This is a genomic window from Mucilaginibacter sp. P4_D1, from assembly GCF_056401935.1.
This window is the reverse complement of record NZ_JBFUIJ010000031.1, coordinates 62881-79544: the sequence shown is the minus strand read 5'-3', so window position 1 is coordinate 79544 and position 16664 is coordinate 62881. Positions and strand designations below refer to the sequence as shown.

The following is a 16664-nucleotide window of genomic DNA, read 5'->3' as shown; positions in this document are numbered from 1 at the left end:
TATTTGAACTCTACCATGAATAAAAAAAGCCGGACTTTCGTCCGGCCATGGTATCGTTCGCAAATATTATTGCTGGCAGGTTGCACCTCTGCAGAGCCTGGGTACTCTTATATCTGCATTTGCTATATACTGCTTTTTTTAGCTAATTCCACCAACTATTTTTGGCATCATTACCCTTAAACAAAACCGCCTGGCTTCGAAAAAGCAAGGCGGTTTTATTTTTATATCATTTGCGTATCTGCAATGCGCACATCAAACACCATCTGCACATCTGTAATTTGCAGATCTGCACATCAAAGCGAAGGTTCCTGCTGGCTCAAGCAATGGAAGCTGCCCAATCCCCAGATAATATCTGTTGAATCAATGCCCACAATCTCGCGGTCGGGAAAACATTGCTGGATGATTTGCAGTGCTTTATCATCATTTGCCGATCGGTACGTAGGTACTACCACTGCCGAATTAGCGATATAGAAATTAGCATATGACGCCGGCAAACGGGTGTCTTCATAAATTATCTCATCGGGCATTGGTAACTCAACTACATTAAGTTGTTTACCGTTAAGCAAGCGCATAGTTTTAAGGGCTTCAAGGTTTTCTTGCAGCAGGTGATAGTTATCGTCGTTTTTATTTTCTTCAACAACGGTAACTACGGTATCTTCATTTACAAAACGGGTTATATCGTCAATATGGCCATCCGTATCATCGCCAACAATACCGTCACCCAACCATAAAATTTGTTCGGCCCCGTAAAAATTACGCAGGTAGCCTTCAATCTGATCCTGGTTAAGATGTGGGTTACGGTTTTTGTTAAGCAGGCAGGCGGTGGTTGTTAAAATAGTGCCCTTGCCATTAAAATCGACAGAGCCACCTTCCATCACAATTCCCGGATTAAATACAGGCAAACCAAAATGCTGGCCAATTTTTGTAGGGATCACATCATCCAAATCAAACGGTGGATATTTACCGCCCCAGGCATTATAGCCCCAGTCAACAATGGCTTTTTGCTTGGTATCGGGGTTTATCAAAAATGCCGGCCCATGATCGCGACACCAGGCATCGTTGGTAGCAAATTCAAATAATTCAATTTTGCTCATATCCACCCCAGCATTTTGCAATTGGAAAGCTACAGATGCTTTCATGTTTTCATCAGCCACGTTAATGCGTACCAATTCGCCTTTGGTTAATACTTTGATGAATTCAATGTACGCTGGATAAATTAAATCAATTTTCCCCGGCCATGAAGCCTCTTTGTGAGGCCACGAAAGCCAGGTGGCTGTATGTGGTGCCCATTCGGCAGGAAAGTGAAAACCCAGCTTCGCTGGGAAGTCCGAAAGTCCGAAAGTCCGAAAGTCCGAAAGTTTTGAATTTGAGGTATCGTTATTTATTGACATTGGGTTTATTTAAGAGAATTACGCAAAGCATTTAACATTACAAGTATTTCCTCACATTGTTGGTAGAGTTTGTCAAAATCTACTTGTAATATTAAATGTCTTTTTTGAGTCAGATACAAACACCCTACAACTTCTATATTTGATCGTAAAGCATAGCCCAGGAATCTGCTGAACTCTAAATTTGATTGGCCGGTTGATCCTTCTGCGATATTCAAAGAAACAGAATCGGCGGCTCTTTTTATTTGCGCAGTTAAAACAAATAACTCGTCTTTTGGGAAAGTTTTGGTCAATGAATGGATATCGGATGATAAATCAACCGATTTTTGCCAAACAATTAGTTTCTCAAATTTAAAACCCATATAAGAATGATAGCTGCTAAATAACTCAGAGTTCACTTTCGGACTTTCTGTCTTTTCGACTTCCGGACTAAAATTAGTCCTCGTCTAATAAACGTTTTGTTATCGGCTGATATGAATCAATCCTTCTGTCGCGCAAAAAAGGCCAGTGACTGCGGTAGTAATCAGATTTATCCAAATCCAACTCCTGCACTACAACTTCTTCCTGATCATGTGATGTTTGATGGATAATAGCGCCAAAGGGATTGGCAAAAAACGATCCGCCCCAGAATTTAACGCCGGCTTCTTCGCCTACGCGGTTTATGCTTACAACGTGTATGCCATTGGCAACCGCGTGCGAACGCTGGATGGTTTGCCATGCATTGTATTGTTCAATATTTGTAGCCTCGTCCTGAGTGGTGGCCCAGCCAATGGCCGTTGGATAAAACAGGATATCGGCACCCATCAACGCGGTAATGCGTGCAGCTTCGGGGTACCATTGGTCCCAGCAGATCAACACACCTAAACGGCCGTATTTGGTATTGAAAACTTTGTAACCCAGGTCACCTGGTGTGAAGTAAAATTTTTCGTAAAAACCCGGATCGTCGGGTATATGCATTTTACGGTACTTGCCAAGGTAACTGCCATCGGCATCTAATACAGCAGTTGTATTGTGGTAAAGGCCTTGTGCACGCTTCTCAAATAATGATGCAATGATAACCACATTTAACTCAGCAGCAACTTTCGACAATTCGTCAGTTGATGGGCCGGGGATTGCTTCTGCCAGTTTAAAGTTGTCGTAATCTTCTACATCGCAAAAATAAAGCGAGGTAAATAGTTCCTGTAAGCAAACAATCTGCGCGCCTTTGGCAGCCGCTTCCCTTACTTTAACAATAGCCTTTTGCAGGTTCTGCTGCTTATCTGCAGTACAGCTCATTTGCACAATGCCAACTTTTACTTTGTTCATACCTATAAAAATTTGCGCAAAAATAACAATTATGAATTTATGATTGCACCGAATATTATATGATTACACTGATTTGATTTGCAGGTTATATAGGTGTCAGTTTTAACTCGGTTTTTTTTCGCGCAAAGACGCTAAGAAAAATAAGGAGTTTGATTTGCATCTTTGGGCGGAAAATAATCTTAGTTTTAAATACCTGTTTTAGGAAATCGATCTTGATTTTTTTGACTAAAGCTTTGCGTTTTACCGTCTTTTCATGACAAAAATATCCCCCTGTTAAACTTTTATCCAAAAAGCTTTAAACTTGATTTTACCGTTAAATAACGTGCCGGTTATATCCAAATAAAAAAATACCATAGCTTTGCATCCAGATGACAGATACCGAAGAAATTATAGACGAAGGCACCGAACATAAAACCTGGAAAGGCAAGCTTTGGGGCGTTGTTAAAGTTATCCTGATTATTGTAGTTACCGGCGGCCTGTTGTATTGGGTTTTTAGCAAAGTGCCATTTGCCAAAATAAAGTACAGGCTGGTACACGCCGACAGGGCCTGGCTGGCGGCAGCAATTCTTTGCTATTTCGGTTCGATGTTATTTTCGGCATGGCGGTTATTGAGTTTTTTTAAGTCGATAGGCTTAAAGCTCGATTATCGCTTTAACTTACGCCTGTACTTTTTAGGGTTATGCTATAACGTGCTGTTGCCGGGTGGTATAGGTGGCGATGGGTATAAAATTTACCTGCTGCATAAAAATTATAAGTTGCCCACCAAAAAAGTTTTCTGGGCTATTTTGTTCGACAGGTTAAGCGGCTTTTGGGCCATAGGGGTTATCACCGTTGCGCTTATTATTTTAATACCGCATATAAGTGTGCAAATAGGGTTAAAAATTCCGCTTGGTTTATTGATAGGCGGCTCCATAATATATTATATAGTGGTACGCAAGTTTTTTAAAGATTACACGCATAACTTTTTTACGGCGCACTTAAAGGCTATCGGGGTACAATCCATGCAATTGCTGTGTATAGTATGCCTGCTGCTTGCGCAGGATTTTACCGGTAAATTTGCACCTTACCTGCTTTCGTTCCTCATTTCTGCGTTGGCATCCATCATTCCGTTTAGCTTAGGTGGCGGCGGCGTACGCGACGCCATTTTTGTGAACCTGGCCAAACCATTTCATCTTGCCGAAGATATGGCGGTTTATTTGAGTTTTACTTTCTACCTCATATCTATCGTAGTGGCCTTATTGGGTGTATATTACGTTTTTCGTACCGATAAACTGCAGGCTGGTTTGCCTGATATTGAAGAAAAATAGACAGGTTTATTAAACCTTATTTCCTAATTTTACGTTCTGTTATAAACCGTACCCAACGTACATGAGCCATTTTAATGATTTTAATAATCCGCAGGTTGCGGCATTGCCCGGTCATTTAAAACAATTTATAGTCGACCAACATTACGAGCATTATACGCCTATTGACCACGCGGTTTGGCGCTATGTAATGCGGCAAAATTATAGCTATCTTAAAGATGTAGCCTACTATCCATATATCCCCGGTTTAACCAAAGCCGGGCTAACAATTGAGCGGATACCCAACTTGCAGGAAATGAACGATGCCCTGGCTAAAATAGGCTGGGGGGCGGTTACTGTTGATGGCTTTATACCGCCGGCCGCCTTCATGGAGTACCAGGCCTGCAGGGTGTTGGTTATTGCTGCCGATATCCGGCAGTCGCGACATATTGAATATACGCCAGCACCTGATATTATTCACGAATCTGCAGGGCATGCGCCAATTATTGCCGATAAAGACTATCACGAGTATTTGAGCTATTTTGGGTCGATAGGGGCAAAAGCGATGTTTTCGGCACAGGACTTTGAACTTTATGAAGCCATAAGAGCTTTATCAATATTAAAGGAAATGCCCGATGCCGACCCCGAACAGATCAAAAAGGCTGAAGAATTGTTGGCCCGCCGGCAGGAAAATATGGGCGAACCTTCAGAAATGGCACTGCTTAGCCGCCTACATTGGTGGACGGTAGAATATGGACTGATAGGCACACTTGAAAATCCGAAAATATATGGGGCGGGCCTGCTATCGTCAATAGGTGAAAGCGCCAGCTGTATGATGGCCGGCGTAAAGAAGCTTTGGTATACCATTGATGCCGTGAATTATAGTTATGATATTACCAAAACACAGCCGCAGCTTTTTGTAACGCCGACATTTCAAAACCTGATAGATGTGCTGGAGGAATTTGCCAATACCATGGCCTTCCGCAGAGGGGGGGCATATGGTTTGGGTAAGGCTGTTGAAAGCAAAAATACCTGTACCGTAGTTTATAGCTCGGGCCTACAGGTTTCGGGCACGGTTGCCGAGTTTAAGGTGGATAAAGATGGCCAGCCCTGTTTTATTAAAACCGCCGGGCCTACAGCTTTGGCTGTAAATAACAAGCAGCTTAAGGGTCATGGCAAAAGCTATCATCATAACGGCTTTAGCTCGCCTGTTGGCAGGCTGAAAAACCTTGGCCCGATTGAAGATTTGAATGCAACGCAATTGGAAAATACCGGCATCAGTATAAACCAAAATGCGGTGCTGAATTTTGAAAGTGGTATTACGGTGAAAGGGATAGTAAAAAGCATCCTGGAAAATGAAGGCAAAACGTGTCTCATTACTTTTACAGACTGTACGGTAACCGACCACGGCGATACGGTACTGTTCGACCCATCATGGGGTGTTTATGATATGGCTGTTGGCCAAAATGTAACCTCGGTATTTTGCGGCGCCGCCGATAAAGAAGCCTTTGAGGAGGCTGTTTATAAATCAAAAACAGCAACCCATCACATGGAATACGATTTTAAAAACAAGGAACTGCACAAGCTGTACAAACAAGTTAGGGATTGCCGCCAAAAACAAGGCGATTATGGTTTTTTAGGTAACGTTTGGCTCAAACTACAAAAAGACCATCATGACGACTGGCTTTGTGCACTTGAAATACTGGAACTTTTGGAACATGAGGATATTGAGCCACTGTTGGCATCAGACATCCGTAATTTCCTGCAACAAAAAGCAAAAGATCAGCCCGAACTAAAAAAACTGATTGACGATGGTTTTTACCTGATAGCGCACCCGGTTGAGCAAAAATTGGTATTTTAACAGAATGTTGTGCATTTTAGAGGATGGCAAAGCTGATTGTAAGGGTTGATAATGATGCCGTAGAATCTTTAAAAGTGGTTTTGCAAAATATTTCATACGTGAGAGAAGTTGTCATTGAAGAGATTGCGCTTAATGATTCCATCAATCGGTATGAAAAAATAAAGACCATTTTAAATAACGCAAGAGGGAAAAAGCTTTTTGCCGATATTAAAGATCCGGTTGAGTGGCAGAGAAATATAAGAGGAGAGTAGGATCGTAGCTTTTAGATAGACGTTTTAACTACCTCATTGCGACTAACGACCAGCCTGGCTGGAAAAATAGTAATGACACGCTGGGTTTAGGACTCAACAACAGCCATGTCATTGCGAGCGTAGCGCGGCAATCGCGAACTGTGCACGTCCAGTATGTTTAGTTCGCGATTGCTTCGTACCTCGTAATGACATAAATTACATTGAAAATACACTTACAGTCAGTGATTTACAAGTGCGTTATTATGCGGGATGAAGCAATCCTCAAAAAGCAAACTCGATTTGCAAGTCGGGAGATTTCTTTGTTCCTTGCAATGACCTCTATCTAAATATATTGGGGCTAACGTATGAACATTATTATAACAGGAGCCAGCAGCGGCGTAGGATTTGAAGCTGTAATTGAACTGATACTATCCGGTAATCATAAAGTGATAGCCCTGGCGCGCTCGCAGGATAAACTTGAACGTTTACTAGAKATTGCCAATGGCCTTAACCCCGATTGCCAGTTGTATGCCCTCACATTTGATATTGTACATGATGATTACGAAGGTTTGCTTGAGTTTATTGAAGCCAATTTTGATAACCGGGTTGATATTTTAATTAACAACGCTGGTGTACTTATTAATAAGCCTTTTGCAGAACTGCAGGAAACTGACTTTGTAGAAATGCTGCAAAGTAACTTTATAGGGCATGTGCGCATTATCCAGGCTTTATTACCATTGGTGCAGGGTGGCGGGCATATTGTAAATATTGGCAGTATGGGCGGTTACCAGGGCAGCGCTAAGTTTCCGGGGTTGGCGGCATATTCGGCAAGTAAAGCGGCATTGCACACTTTAACAGAGTGTTTGGCCCAGGAATTGGCCGGCCAGGATATTAAAGTGAATTGCCTGGCATTAGGATCGGCACAAACTGAAATGCTTGAAAAAGCTTTTCCTGGCTATGAATCGCCGGTACTGGCATTTGAAATGGGAAAATACGTGGCCGATTTTGCGCTTACCGGGCATCGTTTTTTTAATGGCAAAGTTTTGCCCGTTGCTGTAAGCACTCCTTAAATTAATATTTGGTTATTGTAAATATTTTATAACTTAGATATAGTCAAATATGCCATAATAGCCCGCTATGGATAAAAGATTCATATCCTTTTTTACCCACTCAAAAGATATATTTTTTGTGATGGATATTAGTGGTGTAATATTACATACCAACCCATCCTTCCGGCAATTATTTAACTATACCGAGGCCGAACTGCTGGGAATAAATATTGCCGATATTTGCCACCCGGCCGATAAGGAACGCAAAGAAGAATCAGTTGGCAAGTTAGTTGCAGATAAACAACTGATAGGATATCAGAGCCGCGTTAAAGCTAAGGATGGATGTTACTATAGCGTAACATGGTCTATCTTACTGAATGACGATGGTCTTATTTATTCAACTGGCAACGCGGTGATTGGCGTTCCTGCCAAATCTGGCGCCACAAGTGATGATATTGTGCAACATACCATTCAAAGCCTTACCGAGGGTTTCATAGTACTTGATACCGGGTGGAATGTTTTAGCCTTCAATCCTGCCTTCCAGGCGATGACCAATCTGGATGAAAGCCAGATAAGGTCATCTCGCTTTACATACATCAAAAGCCTGGGTTTAACACCCAGGGTAATAGATGAGTTACAACGATCATTGGCCAGCGAACAAGCAATACAGGTACAGTATCTGAATACATTTTGTAATTCGTGGTTACGAATGAATGTATATCCGTATCACAACAGATTAGCTGTTTTTATCAGGGATATCACCGAAATAATGATTCAGCAATGGGTTTTAACGCTGGAAAAGAAGGTGTTAGAATTAAATACCACCTCGAGGTATACCCTTGCTCAAACCGCCAACGAATTGTTAATGGGAATTGAAGGTATTTTTCCTGAAATGATTTGCTCGGTTTTGGAGGTTGATGACGTGGAGGATAAATTACATAACCTTGCCGCCCCACAATTACCTAAAAATTATTGTGATGCAATCGAAAATCTTTCGGTGGGACCAAATGTTGGCTCATGTGGTACGGCGGTTTTTCACCGCAGCCAGGTTATTGTGAGCGATATTGAAAACGATCCCCTTTGGGCCGACTATGCCGGATTAGCTAAACAATTTGGATTAAAAGCGTGTTGGTCTACCCCGGTTATCAGTTCAAAAGGGTCAAAGGTTTTGGCGGTGTTTGGTATTTATTATAACACTGTGCGCGAGCCTAAGGATAGTGAACTACAGTTGATTGGACGTACGGTAAATATTTTGCGGGTTTTGATAGAAAGTAAGAGAAACGAAGAAAATATACTTGACCAGAACAACAGGCTGCAATCCATCGCCAACATTAGCTCGCACGAACTCAGGCGACCGGTAGCTACCATCCTCGGCCTGGTAAATTTGTTCGACAAGGATGATATGGAAAATCCTTTGAATAAAGAAATAGTTGCCCACCTTGACACCACAGCCCGTGAACTGGATGGGGTGATACACAATATTGTCGAAAAAACCGTTTATATGCGGGTTAACGAAACAGAGATGTATGGCGAGGAAGTGAAGGGTGGAAGGTAAACCATATCAAATGTTCTACAGGAAAATAATTACCCAAAATACACTGCAAGAACATTTAGCCGAAGCCACGGTTAGTTTGCTTAGCATCGCCAGCGATTTGGCGTGGAATACTATATCTGATAATTGTTTGTATATCATTAGTAACCTTAAAGAAYAGGACGAAGAATTTGGCGTGCGAAGAAAGCTTGAAAAAGCCAGGTCCGAAAAGCTGGCGCCGCAATACTTAGCCGATATAATGCCTCAAATGTTAAAGTTGTATCCTGACCTTTATGATATTAACCTGTTTGTTTATAAAGCTTCAAACGAACGTACTATAATTGAAATTGGGTATTATCCTAAAAGTGCTTTGGATGAGGATTACAGAAAAACGATTGAAAATAATCCACCAATGCTTCATAGTAAAGTTTCGCATCCTTTTTATTATCATTTTAATGGAAAAAAAAAGTTCGACATCAACTGGCAAAACAACTCACTTTCCTATAAAATAAATTCCTTTTGGGCTAAGTTTAAATATAGGTTTTACAGAGCCATTGGCCGGGATCGCTATGCTATCTTGACAAAATAACCTTAAAACGGTTCGTCTGTACAACTAATAACTTTAAGAAAATAATGAGTGGTTTGGATTTCAGACTATTGGAATAGTAAACCAAAAAGTACTTCCCTTCCCTGGTTCACTGTCAACACCTATCTGCCCTTCATGTTTTTTAATAATTTCGGCGCTGATGTATAATCCTAAGCCTAATCCACCTGTTTGAAAGCCAGCTGTTTCAACCCGGTAATAGCGTTCAAAAATGCGTTTTACTTCGTCGGGGTGTATGCCGGGCCCTTTATCTGTTACGCTAACCCTGGCCATATTGTTTATTTTTTCAATCGAAACAATAATATCCTTCGACCGCGGAGCGTATTTTACAGCGTTGTTTATAAAGTTTACCAATACCTGGTCTATCTGGTGCTCGTCGGCAAATACCTCCAGTTCAAGATCGCCGGTTACTATTATCTTATATTCTTCTGCCAGCCTTATTTCACTGCTGCCAGCACTTACTATTTTTGAAAGTAAAAAAGTTGATTTGGTTAGTTGCAGGCGGTCCTGGTTTATCCTGCTCAGGTTCAACAGGTCTTCAACCAGTGCTGTTATTTTATGCATGCTCCTGCTTGATTGAGCTATCAGTTTAGGCAGCATGGGCGAAGTGAGGTCATTAACCAACCGCTCCAATAATTGCAATGAACCTTTTAGGCTGGTCATGGGTGTTTTAAGTTCATGACTGGCAATGCTTATAAAATCGTCTTTTTGCTGTTGCAATTCTTTAAGCTGGTTTATCTCGGTAGCGGTACCAATCCACATTTCTGTTTCGCCTTCTTCGTTTTTAACCGGAACCATCCTGGTTAAATGCCAGCGAAATTCGCCATCGGCGCCCTTAATCCTGTTTTCGATACCACCATCAATACTCAAGCCCAATTGTATATCCCTGAATTTGTTAAGGGCTGCTTCCACATCGTCGGGATGCAGCGCGGCCTTCCAGCCATATCCTTTACTGGCGGCAAAATCAAGGCCGGTATAGTCGTACCATCTTTTGTTAAAAAAAGTTGCCTCAGCGTTATTATCAACGGTCCATGCCATTTGCGATATGGTTTCAAACATGGTCCTAAATCGGGTTTCACTGTCGGCCAAAGCTTTGGTGCGCTTTAAAATGCGGTCTTCCAATTCGGTATTGAGCAGTTGCAAGCTTTCGCGCGATTGCTCCAACAGTTCATTTGATGTGTACAACTGTTCGTTTGTAACGGCAAGTTCTTCGTTGGTACAGGCCAGTTCTTCGTTTACTGCCCGCAATTCTTCATTAAAGTTTTGTAATTCATTATTGGCGTTGGCAAGTTCTTCGGCCATCTCCAATTCTTTTTTCCTTGATGCTGCAAGGGCCAGTTTGTTCAACTCCTGTTCAGTTACATTTTTGGCAATACTTAGCAGGTATGCTACCTTACCTTCGCTATCAAAAATGGGCGTAATTTCGGTTTGCGCCCAACCCTGAACTGTAGCCCCCCCGGGGACAGGAATTTCGAAATAGAGTAGTGGGAGCTTAACGTATTTTTTTTGTTCTACGGCTTCAATGAGCCCGTTTTTTAACAGGTTTAGTTGTTCTTCGCTGTTTTTGTCCCATGGTTTAAAAACATCAAAGGTATCCTTGCCAATCATTTGATCTGCGGTCATCGAAGTTGCCTTTATTCGCGCCTCATTCATGGCTATTATGGTAAACCGGGGTATGTTGGGCTCAATAATAGTCATGGGGAAACCAATCTGATTAAATACAGTTTCAAACATGTAGGCTTGTCCGGGATCCATATGGGTAGATATAATTGGACTCAAATATACTATTCAAAACCCAAAGCCGCTTATATGCCCTGCCTAAAACATGGAATCGTTTTTTTGAACGTTCGCAAATGCCAGTGAAGCCGCGGGAAAGCTTTTAATATCGGTGAGTTTTATTTCGCACAAAGCCGCAGAGGCGCAACGTGACTTGATTGTTTTTTGCGCGTCGACAATTCCGGCGCGAAAAACTAATAAACAATCATCAGTTATAATCAGCCAGTACCAGCAAACAATGCCGTGCTTTCTGGTCAGGCTGATTATTGATATTGTAAACATGATTAAATAACGTCGTGTTACTTTTCATCGTCTTTATTTACAGGCGCCACAAACCAACGGCCCGAAACCCTTTTTACTTCCTTTGCTTTCTCTTCCTCAATACTTGCATCCAAGGCTTTGGGTTCTTCGGCATGCGGGGGATGGTTTGCGGTTTTTGCTCTTCAGCTTTTTGTGCCAATTTTCAAAAAGTCGTTTACCACAACCTCAGATACATAGCGTTTAACACCGTCTTTATCTACATAGTTGCGGTTGGCCAGTTTACCTTCAATGGCTACTTCATCGCCCTTTTTTAGCAGGTCTTCGGCAAGTTTGGCTGCTGTATTCCAAAATACCAGGTTGTGCCAGGTGGTATCGGTTATTTTTTCGCCTTTGTCATTTTTATAACTTTCGTTGGTAGCAAGCGACACGCGCACCATTTTTTTGTTGCTGTCAAAAACTTTTACTTCGGGATCCATACCTAAGTTGCCTACAAGGCGTACACTGTTTCTTAATGTGTTCATCGTTTTATTTTTTAATGTTACTGTTTGTTTTGATAACGATACAAAGGTGCAGCTACCCCGAAAAATTAACCGGATAATAACCGTTTACAGTCGATAGTATCCATTTGTAAGCGTTTGCAAACGGATAAAGAATTGCCTAACTTTATCATATGAACCAGGAAAGAAACTGTTTGGATTGCGGCGAACCCCTGCACGGCCGGGCCGATAAAAAATTCTGTAACGACTTATGCCGAAACAATTACAACAACCAGCTCAATAGCAATAGCTATAACATGGTGCGCAATATCAACAACATATTACGCCGCAACCGCCGGGTACTGGAAGAACTAAACCCAACCGGCAAAACCAAAACTACCCGCAAAAAAATGGCGGCAAAAGGTTTCGATTTTGACCATATCACCAGCATCTACCAAACCAAAACAGGATCGACTTATATGTTTTGTTACGAGTACGGATATTTGCTGCTGGATGGGGATGAGGTTTTGTTGGTGAAGCGGGAGGAGAGTTGATGTGCTAACAATTTGAGGATTTGAAAATTTGAGAATTTGAAGATTGTTTTTGCCTGAACCGGAATCGCTTTATTAATTCTGTTCATTCTTTAATTCTGTAAATTCTGATTCAGACAATGTGCAGCTGAATTATCTGAACCGGGATTCGTCGGATTTATCGGATTTTTTTTGGATTTTGATTGTGTCTATTTTAAAATCTGTGGAATTCGATAAATCTGCTTAATCCCGTTCAGACAAAAATCATCAATTAAAAAAATCCGAAACCCCAATTCCGAAATCCGAAATCAAAACCGCCATCCAAAAATCTCAAATCTCATATCTCACATCTCATATCAAAATCCTATCTTTGCCCATGCAAGAAAAAATCCTCATTCTTGACTTTGGCTCGCAATTCACCCAACTTATAGCGCGCCGTGTCAGGGAGCTCAATATTTACTGTGAGATCCACCCCTTCAATCATTATCCCGAAATTGACAGCAGCGTAAAAGGTATTATCCTTTCCGGTAGTCCGTATTCTGTGCGGCAGGAGGATGCGCCACGTTTTGATTTTGAGCAATTTCATAACACCCGGCCAATTTTGGGAGTTTGTTACGGGGCGCAGTACGTGGCGCATTTTCACGGTGGCGAGGTATTGGCATCAAGCACCCGCGAATACGGCCGTGCTAATTTAGATTACGTTAACCGCGAAAATCCGCTGTTTAAAAATATCCCCGAGAATTCGCAGGTTTGGATGTCGCATGCTGATACCATCGCACGCATTGCTAATAATTTTGAAGTTATTGCCAGTACCGATACGGTAAAAGTTGCAGCTTACCAGGTAACTGGTACCCAAACTTACGGCATCCAGTTTCACCCCGAAGTAACCCACAGTATTGATGGCAAACAATTGCTGCAAAACTTTTTGGTTGATATTTGCGGCTGTCACCAGGATTGGACGCCAGATTCGTTCATTGAAACTACCATTGCCGCTTTGAAAGAGAAACTGGGCGATGATAAAGTAGTTTTAGGCTTATCAGGCGGTGTTGATTCGTCTGTTGCGGCTGTATTGCTGCACCATGCTATTGGTGCCAACCTACACTGTATTTTTGTTGATAACGGCCTGTTGCGCAAAGGCGAGTATGAGCAGGTGCTCGATTCGTATAAGCACATGGGCTTAAATATAAAAGGCATTGACGCCAAAGCCCGTTTTTACGATGCGCTGGCCGGTTTAAGCGATCCTGAAAAGAAACGTAAGGCTATCGGTCGTGTTTTCATCGAGGTATTTGATGATGCCGCGCACGAGGTACAAGATGTAAAATGGCTTGGCCAGGGTACCATTTACCCGGATATCATCGAGTCGGTTTCTGTTAAGGGACCATCGGCTACCATTAAGTCGCACCATAACGTTGGCGGACTGCCCGATTTTATGAAGCTAAAGGTAGTTGAACCTTTAAACACCCTGTTTAAAGACGAAGTTAGGCGTGTTGGCAAAGCATTGGGCATCGATCCAAATATTTTAGGCAGGCACCCTTTTCCTGGTCCGGGCCTGGCTATCAGGATACTGGGCGATGTTACGCCAGAAAAAGTTGCTATATTACAGGAGGCCGATGCGATTTATATCAACAATTTACGCAGTTACGGTGTTTACGATAAAGTTTGGCAGGCAGGCGCTATATTTTTACCGGTACAATCGGTAGGGGTAATGGGCGATGAGCGTACTTACGAGAACGTAATTTGCCTGCGTGCTGTTGAGTCGTTGGATGGAATGACCGCCGATTGGTGCCATTTACCGTACGATTTACTGGCCAAGATCAGTAACGAGATCATTAACAACGTAAAAGGAATTAACCGGGTAGTATATGATATCAGTTCGAAACCACCTGCTACAATTGAGTGGGAATAAATGGTTACTGTTTTTTATAACGGCATTGGTACTGGCTGCATGTTCGCCAAAATTGCAGCCGGTAGCGCCTGTTAAAAAACCAACTGACACAGAAGCCGAAAAGCCAAAGATTGCCGAAAAGCCCCCCGTAAAACCGGCGGCTTCCAAACCTTTAACCATAGCTATGGTATTGCCGCTGGGTTTAGATCATCTGAAACCCGGTGCCAGGTATACTTCGCCCGGCCTAACCAAGGCTAACATGAGCGTAGAGTATTACCAGGGTTTTAAACTTGCCCTGGATTCGCTTACAGCCAGCGGCGCAAATTTCAAGCTCCGGCTGTACGATTCAAAAGACGAGGGCGCACAGGCGCATAGCCTCGGTTTTAACCCCCTCATCAAAAACAGCGACCTGATTGTGGGCCCGGTTTTTCCGGACGGGATGAAGATATTTACTGCGGTGCTTAATACAAAGTCGCCCATTGTTTCACCACTTTCGCCTGCATCTCCGGCAACCATCAATAGCAATAATTTAATTACGGTAATGCCACCCTTAGAGTATCATGGCTGGGGCGCGGCGCAGTATATTAACGATAAATTAAAGCCTAAGAAGATTTTCATCCTGCGGTCGGGCTTTAGCCAGGAGCAGGATTATGTGCGGGGCTTTAAAAATGCCACGGATAGCCTGAGCAATAAAAAGGTTAAGGTTATTATTGTTACCATTTCAAAAGGCCAGTTAGGAGGGTTGATACCTCAACTGTCAAAAAAAGAACAAAACATATTTGTGGTAGCCGCTACCGACCAGGCATTTTTATCGGTTACCTTAAAATCGCTGGATACTTTAAACAGGCATTATCCGGTAACACTGTTTGGGCACCCAAGCTGGGAGAAGTTTAGCTTTTTAAAAATAGATATTTTGCAACGGTTGAAAACTCACATTACATCTGCTGATCAAATTGATTATAAATCAGACGCCAATATGGAATTTGTGAGGGTTTACCACCGTGTTTATCATGTAGAGCCTACTGATTTTGCCATTAAAGGCTTTGACGAGGGTATGTACTTTGGCCGCCAATTGATTGATAATAACTTTGCAGCATTGGACAAAGCCGACTATACAGGCCTGCACAATCAGTTCCGCTTTGTTAAAAAAAATGGAATGGGCTGGGTAAATACGCATGTAAATGTGTTAATGTATGCTAACTTTGAGCTTAAACAGGTAGAATGAAGGCTATAAACCAGCTTAAAACGTTTCAGCGCATAATAGGGGAGTACCCGGTTGATACGCCCTTAAGTAAATTTTTACCCGGCTTTTACAGGCAAAATAAGCAAATGGGATCAACCGACCGGCGGGTGGCCAGTCGCTTGGTATACAGCTATTTTCGCCTGGGGCAGGCACTGCCTAATTTAGCTACTGACGAACGATTGATAGTTGCCGAATTTTTGTGCAATACCCAAAGCAATTCATTTTTACTGCATTTTAAACCCGACTGGGCGGCTTGCATTAATTTTGCCATTGATGATAAGCTTACCTTAGTAAAAACAGCCTACCCTGCGTTTAAACTGGAAGATGTTTTCCCCTGGGCATCTCAGATATCTGCCGGGATTGATAAAGATGCATTCCTGAAATCATTTTTTTGCCAGCCCGATTTATTTATCCGGGTACGCAATGGGTACGACCACCTGGTTAAAGCCGAACTAAATAAAGCCGGAGTTGTGTTTAAAGACGAAGGCAACGGCTGTTACGCTTTGCCTAACGGAACCAGGCTCGAAACCATCTTCCCAAAACAAAACTGGTTCGAGGTGCAGGATCTTTCCTCGCAGCAAACTGGCGATTTTTTCAGGCCCCAGCGCTGGGATAGCTGGTGGGACGCCTGCGCGGCATCGGGCGGTAAGTCGTTATTACTGCACGAGGACGAACCCAACATTAAACTGGTAGTGTCAGATATCCGCGAATCGGTTTTGGCCAACCTGGATGAACGCTTCCAGTTAGCAGGCTTAACCAAATACCAGAAAAAAGTGCTCGACCTTACCACCAACATTGATCAAACCCTGCACGATTACGAGTTTGACGGCATTATCCTTGATGCCCCCTGCAGCGGCTCGGGCACCTGGGGCCGTACGCCCGAGATGATAGCCCAGTTTATGCCAGCCAAAATTGAGTTTTTTCAGCGCCTGCAAAAAGGCATAGCCCAAAACGTGGTTAAATACCTTAAACCCGGCAAGCCGCTCATTTACATCACCTGCTCGGCTTTTAAAGGCGAGAATGAGGATGTGGTTGATTACCTGGTGGAAGAATTAGGATTAAAGCTGGAAGAAAGCAAGGTGTTGAAGGGGTATGAGCATAAGGCGGATACGATGTTTGTAGCGAGGCTTTTAGCAATTTGAAAATTTGAGGGTTTGAAAATTTGAAGATGCCAAATCATCCTTAACCTGGTAGCATTTTAAGTTGAAGCGCAATTTTGCTTTTTCATTTTCAAATTAACTC

15 protein-coding genes are annotated in these 16664 nt (G+C 42.6%); 10 read left to right on the top strand and 5 right to left on the bottom strand.

Features of this window, described 5'->3' with window-relative positions; genetic code table 11:
* Positions 1-293: 293 nt before the first annotated feature.
* From AC1DV1_RS22150 to AC1DV1_RS22140, 3 genes are all read right to left on the bottom strand, one after another.
* Positions 294-1391 carry an agmatine deiminase family protein gene (locus tag AC1DV1_RS22150; RefSeq protein WP_477363572.1) on the bottom strand — a complete coding sequence of 366 codons (1098 nt, stop codon included), beginning with the start codon at positions 1389-1391 and terminating at the stop codon, positions 294-296.
* A gap of 5 nt (positions 1392-1396) precedes the next feature.
* The gene (locus AC1DV1_RS22145; RefSeq protein ID WP_477363569.1) at positions 1397-1750 is read right to left on the bottom strand and encodes a four helix bundle protein; all 354 of its coding nucleotides are present in this window, start codon (positions 1748-1750) and stop codon (positions 1397-1399) included.
* Between the two features lie 73 nt (positions 1751-1823).
* Entirely contained in the window at positions 1824-2693 is an 870-nt protein-coding gene (locus AC1DV1_RS22140) for a carbon-nitrogen hydrolase (protein ID WP_477363566.1), read from the bottom strand.
* A 368-nt stretch (positions 2694-3061) separates the two neighbouring features.
* On the opposite strand from AC1DV1_RS22140, the gene AC1DV1_RS22135 reads away from it, so the two are divergent.
* The 6 genes from AC1DV1_RS22135 to AC1DV1_RS22110 all read left to right on the top strand — a co-directional run bounded on the left by AC1DV1_RS22135 (position 3062) and on the right by AC1DV1_RS22110 (position 9236).
* On the top strand, positions 3062-4000 hold the full coding sequence (locus tag AC1DV1_RS22135; protein ID WP_477363563.1) for a lysylphosphatidylglycerol synthase transmembrane domain-containing protein: 939 nt from the start codon (positions 3062-3064) through the stop codon (positions 3998-4000).
* 61 nt (positions 4001-4061) lie between these two features.
* Positions 4062-5837, top strand: a complete 1776-nt coding sequence (locus AC1DV1_RS22130; protein WP_477363560.1) for an aromatic amino acid hydroxylase — start codon at positions 4062-4064, stop codon at positions 5835-5837.
* 23 nt (positions 5838-5860) lie between these two features.
* Complete coding sequence (locus AC1DV1_RS22125) at positions 5861-6088, top strand: hypothetical protein (RefSeq protein ID WP_477363557.1); 228 nt, start codon at positions 5861-5863, stop codon at positions 6086-6088.
* 344 nt (positions 6089-6432) lie between these two features.
* Positions 6433-7137: an SDR family NAD(P)-dependent oxidoreductase gene (locus AC1DV1_RS22120; RefSeq protein ID WP_477363554.1), complete on the top strand. Its 705-nt coding sequence runs from the start codon at positions 6433-6435 to the stop codon at positions 7135-7137.
* Positions 7138-7204: 67 nt separating this feature from the next.
* Complete coding sequence (locus tag AC1DV1_RS22115; protein WP_477363551.1) at positions 7205-8671, top strand: PAS domain S-box protein; 1467 nt, start codon at positions 7205-7207, stop codon at positions 8669-8671.
* On the top strand, positions 8661-9236 hold the full coding sequence (locus AC1DV1_RS22110) for a hypothetical protein (protein ID WP_477363548.1): 576 nt from the start codon (positions 8661-8663) through the stop codon (positions 9234-9236). The genes AC1DV1_RS22115 and AC1DV1_RS22110 overlap by 11 nt, the downstream gene beginning before the upstream one ends.
* Positions 9237-9296: 60 nt before the next feature.
* On the opposite strand, the gene AC1DV1_RS22105 is transcribed toward AC1DV1_RS22110, so the two are convergent.
* On the bottom strand, positions 9297-11006 hold the full coding sequence (locus AC1DV1_RS22105; protein WP_477363545.1) for an ATP-binding protein: 1710 nt from the start codon (positions 11004-11006) through the stop codon (positions 9297-9299).
* A 464-nt stretch (positions 11007-11470) separates the two neighbouring features.
* Entirely contained in the window at positions 11471-11809 is a 339-nt protein-coding gene (locus AC1DV1_RS22100; protein ID WP_477363542.1) for a single-stranded DNA-binding protein, read from the bottom strand.
* A 149-nt stretch (positions 11810-11958) separates the two neighbouring features.
* On the opposite strand from AC1DV1_RS22100, the gene AC1DV1_RS22095 reads away from it, so the two are divergent.
* The 4 genes from AC1DV1_RS22095 to AC1DV1_RS22080 all read left to right on the top strand — a co-directional run bounded on the left by AC1DV1_RS22095 (position 11959) and on the right by AC1DV1_RS22080 (position 16564).
* Positions 11959-12318: a hypothetical protein gene (locus AC1DV1_RS22095; RefSeq protein WP_477363540.1), complete on the top strand. Its 360-nt coding sequence runs from the start codon at positions 11959-11961 to the stop codon at positions 12316-12318.
* A gap of 352 nt (positions 12319-12670) precedes the next feature.
* Positions 12671-14200, top strand: a complete 1530-nt coding sequence (gene guaA, locus AC1DV1_RS22090; RefSeq protein ID WP_477363536.1) for a glutamine-hydrolyzing GMP synthase — start codon at positions 12671-12673, stop codon at positions 14198-14200.
* On the top strand, positions 14157-15404 hold the full coding sequence (locus tag AC1DV1_RS22085) for an ABC transporter substrate-binding protein (RefSeq protein ID WP_477363533.1): 1248 nt from the start codon (positions 14157-14159) through the stop codon (positions 15402-15404). The genes guaA and AC1DV1_RS22085 overlap by 44 nt, the downstream gene beginning before the upstream one ends.
* The gene (locus AC1DV1_RS22080) at positions 15401-16564 is read left to right on the top strand and encodes an RsmB/NOP family class I SAM-dependent RNA methyltransferase (protein ID WP_477363530.1); all 1164 of its coding nucleotides are present in this window, start codon (positions 15401-15403) and stop codon (positions 16562-16564) included. The genes AC1DV1_RS22085 and AC1DV1_RS22080 overlap by 4 nt, the downstream gene beginning before the upstream one ends.
* The last annotated feature ends 100 nt before the right edge of the window (positions 16565-16664 follow it).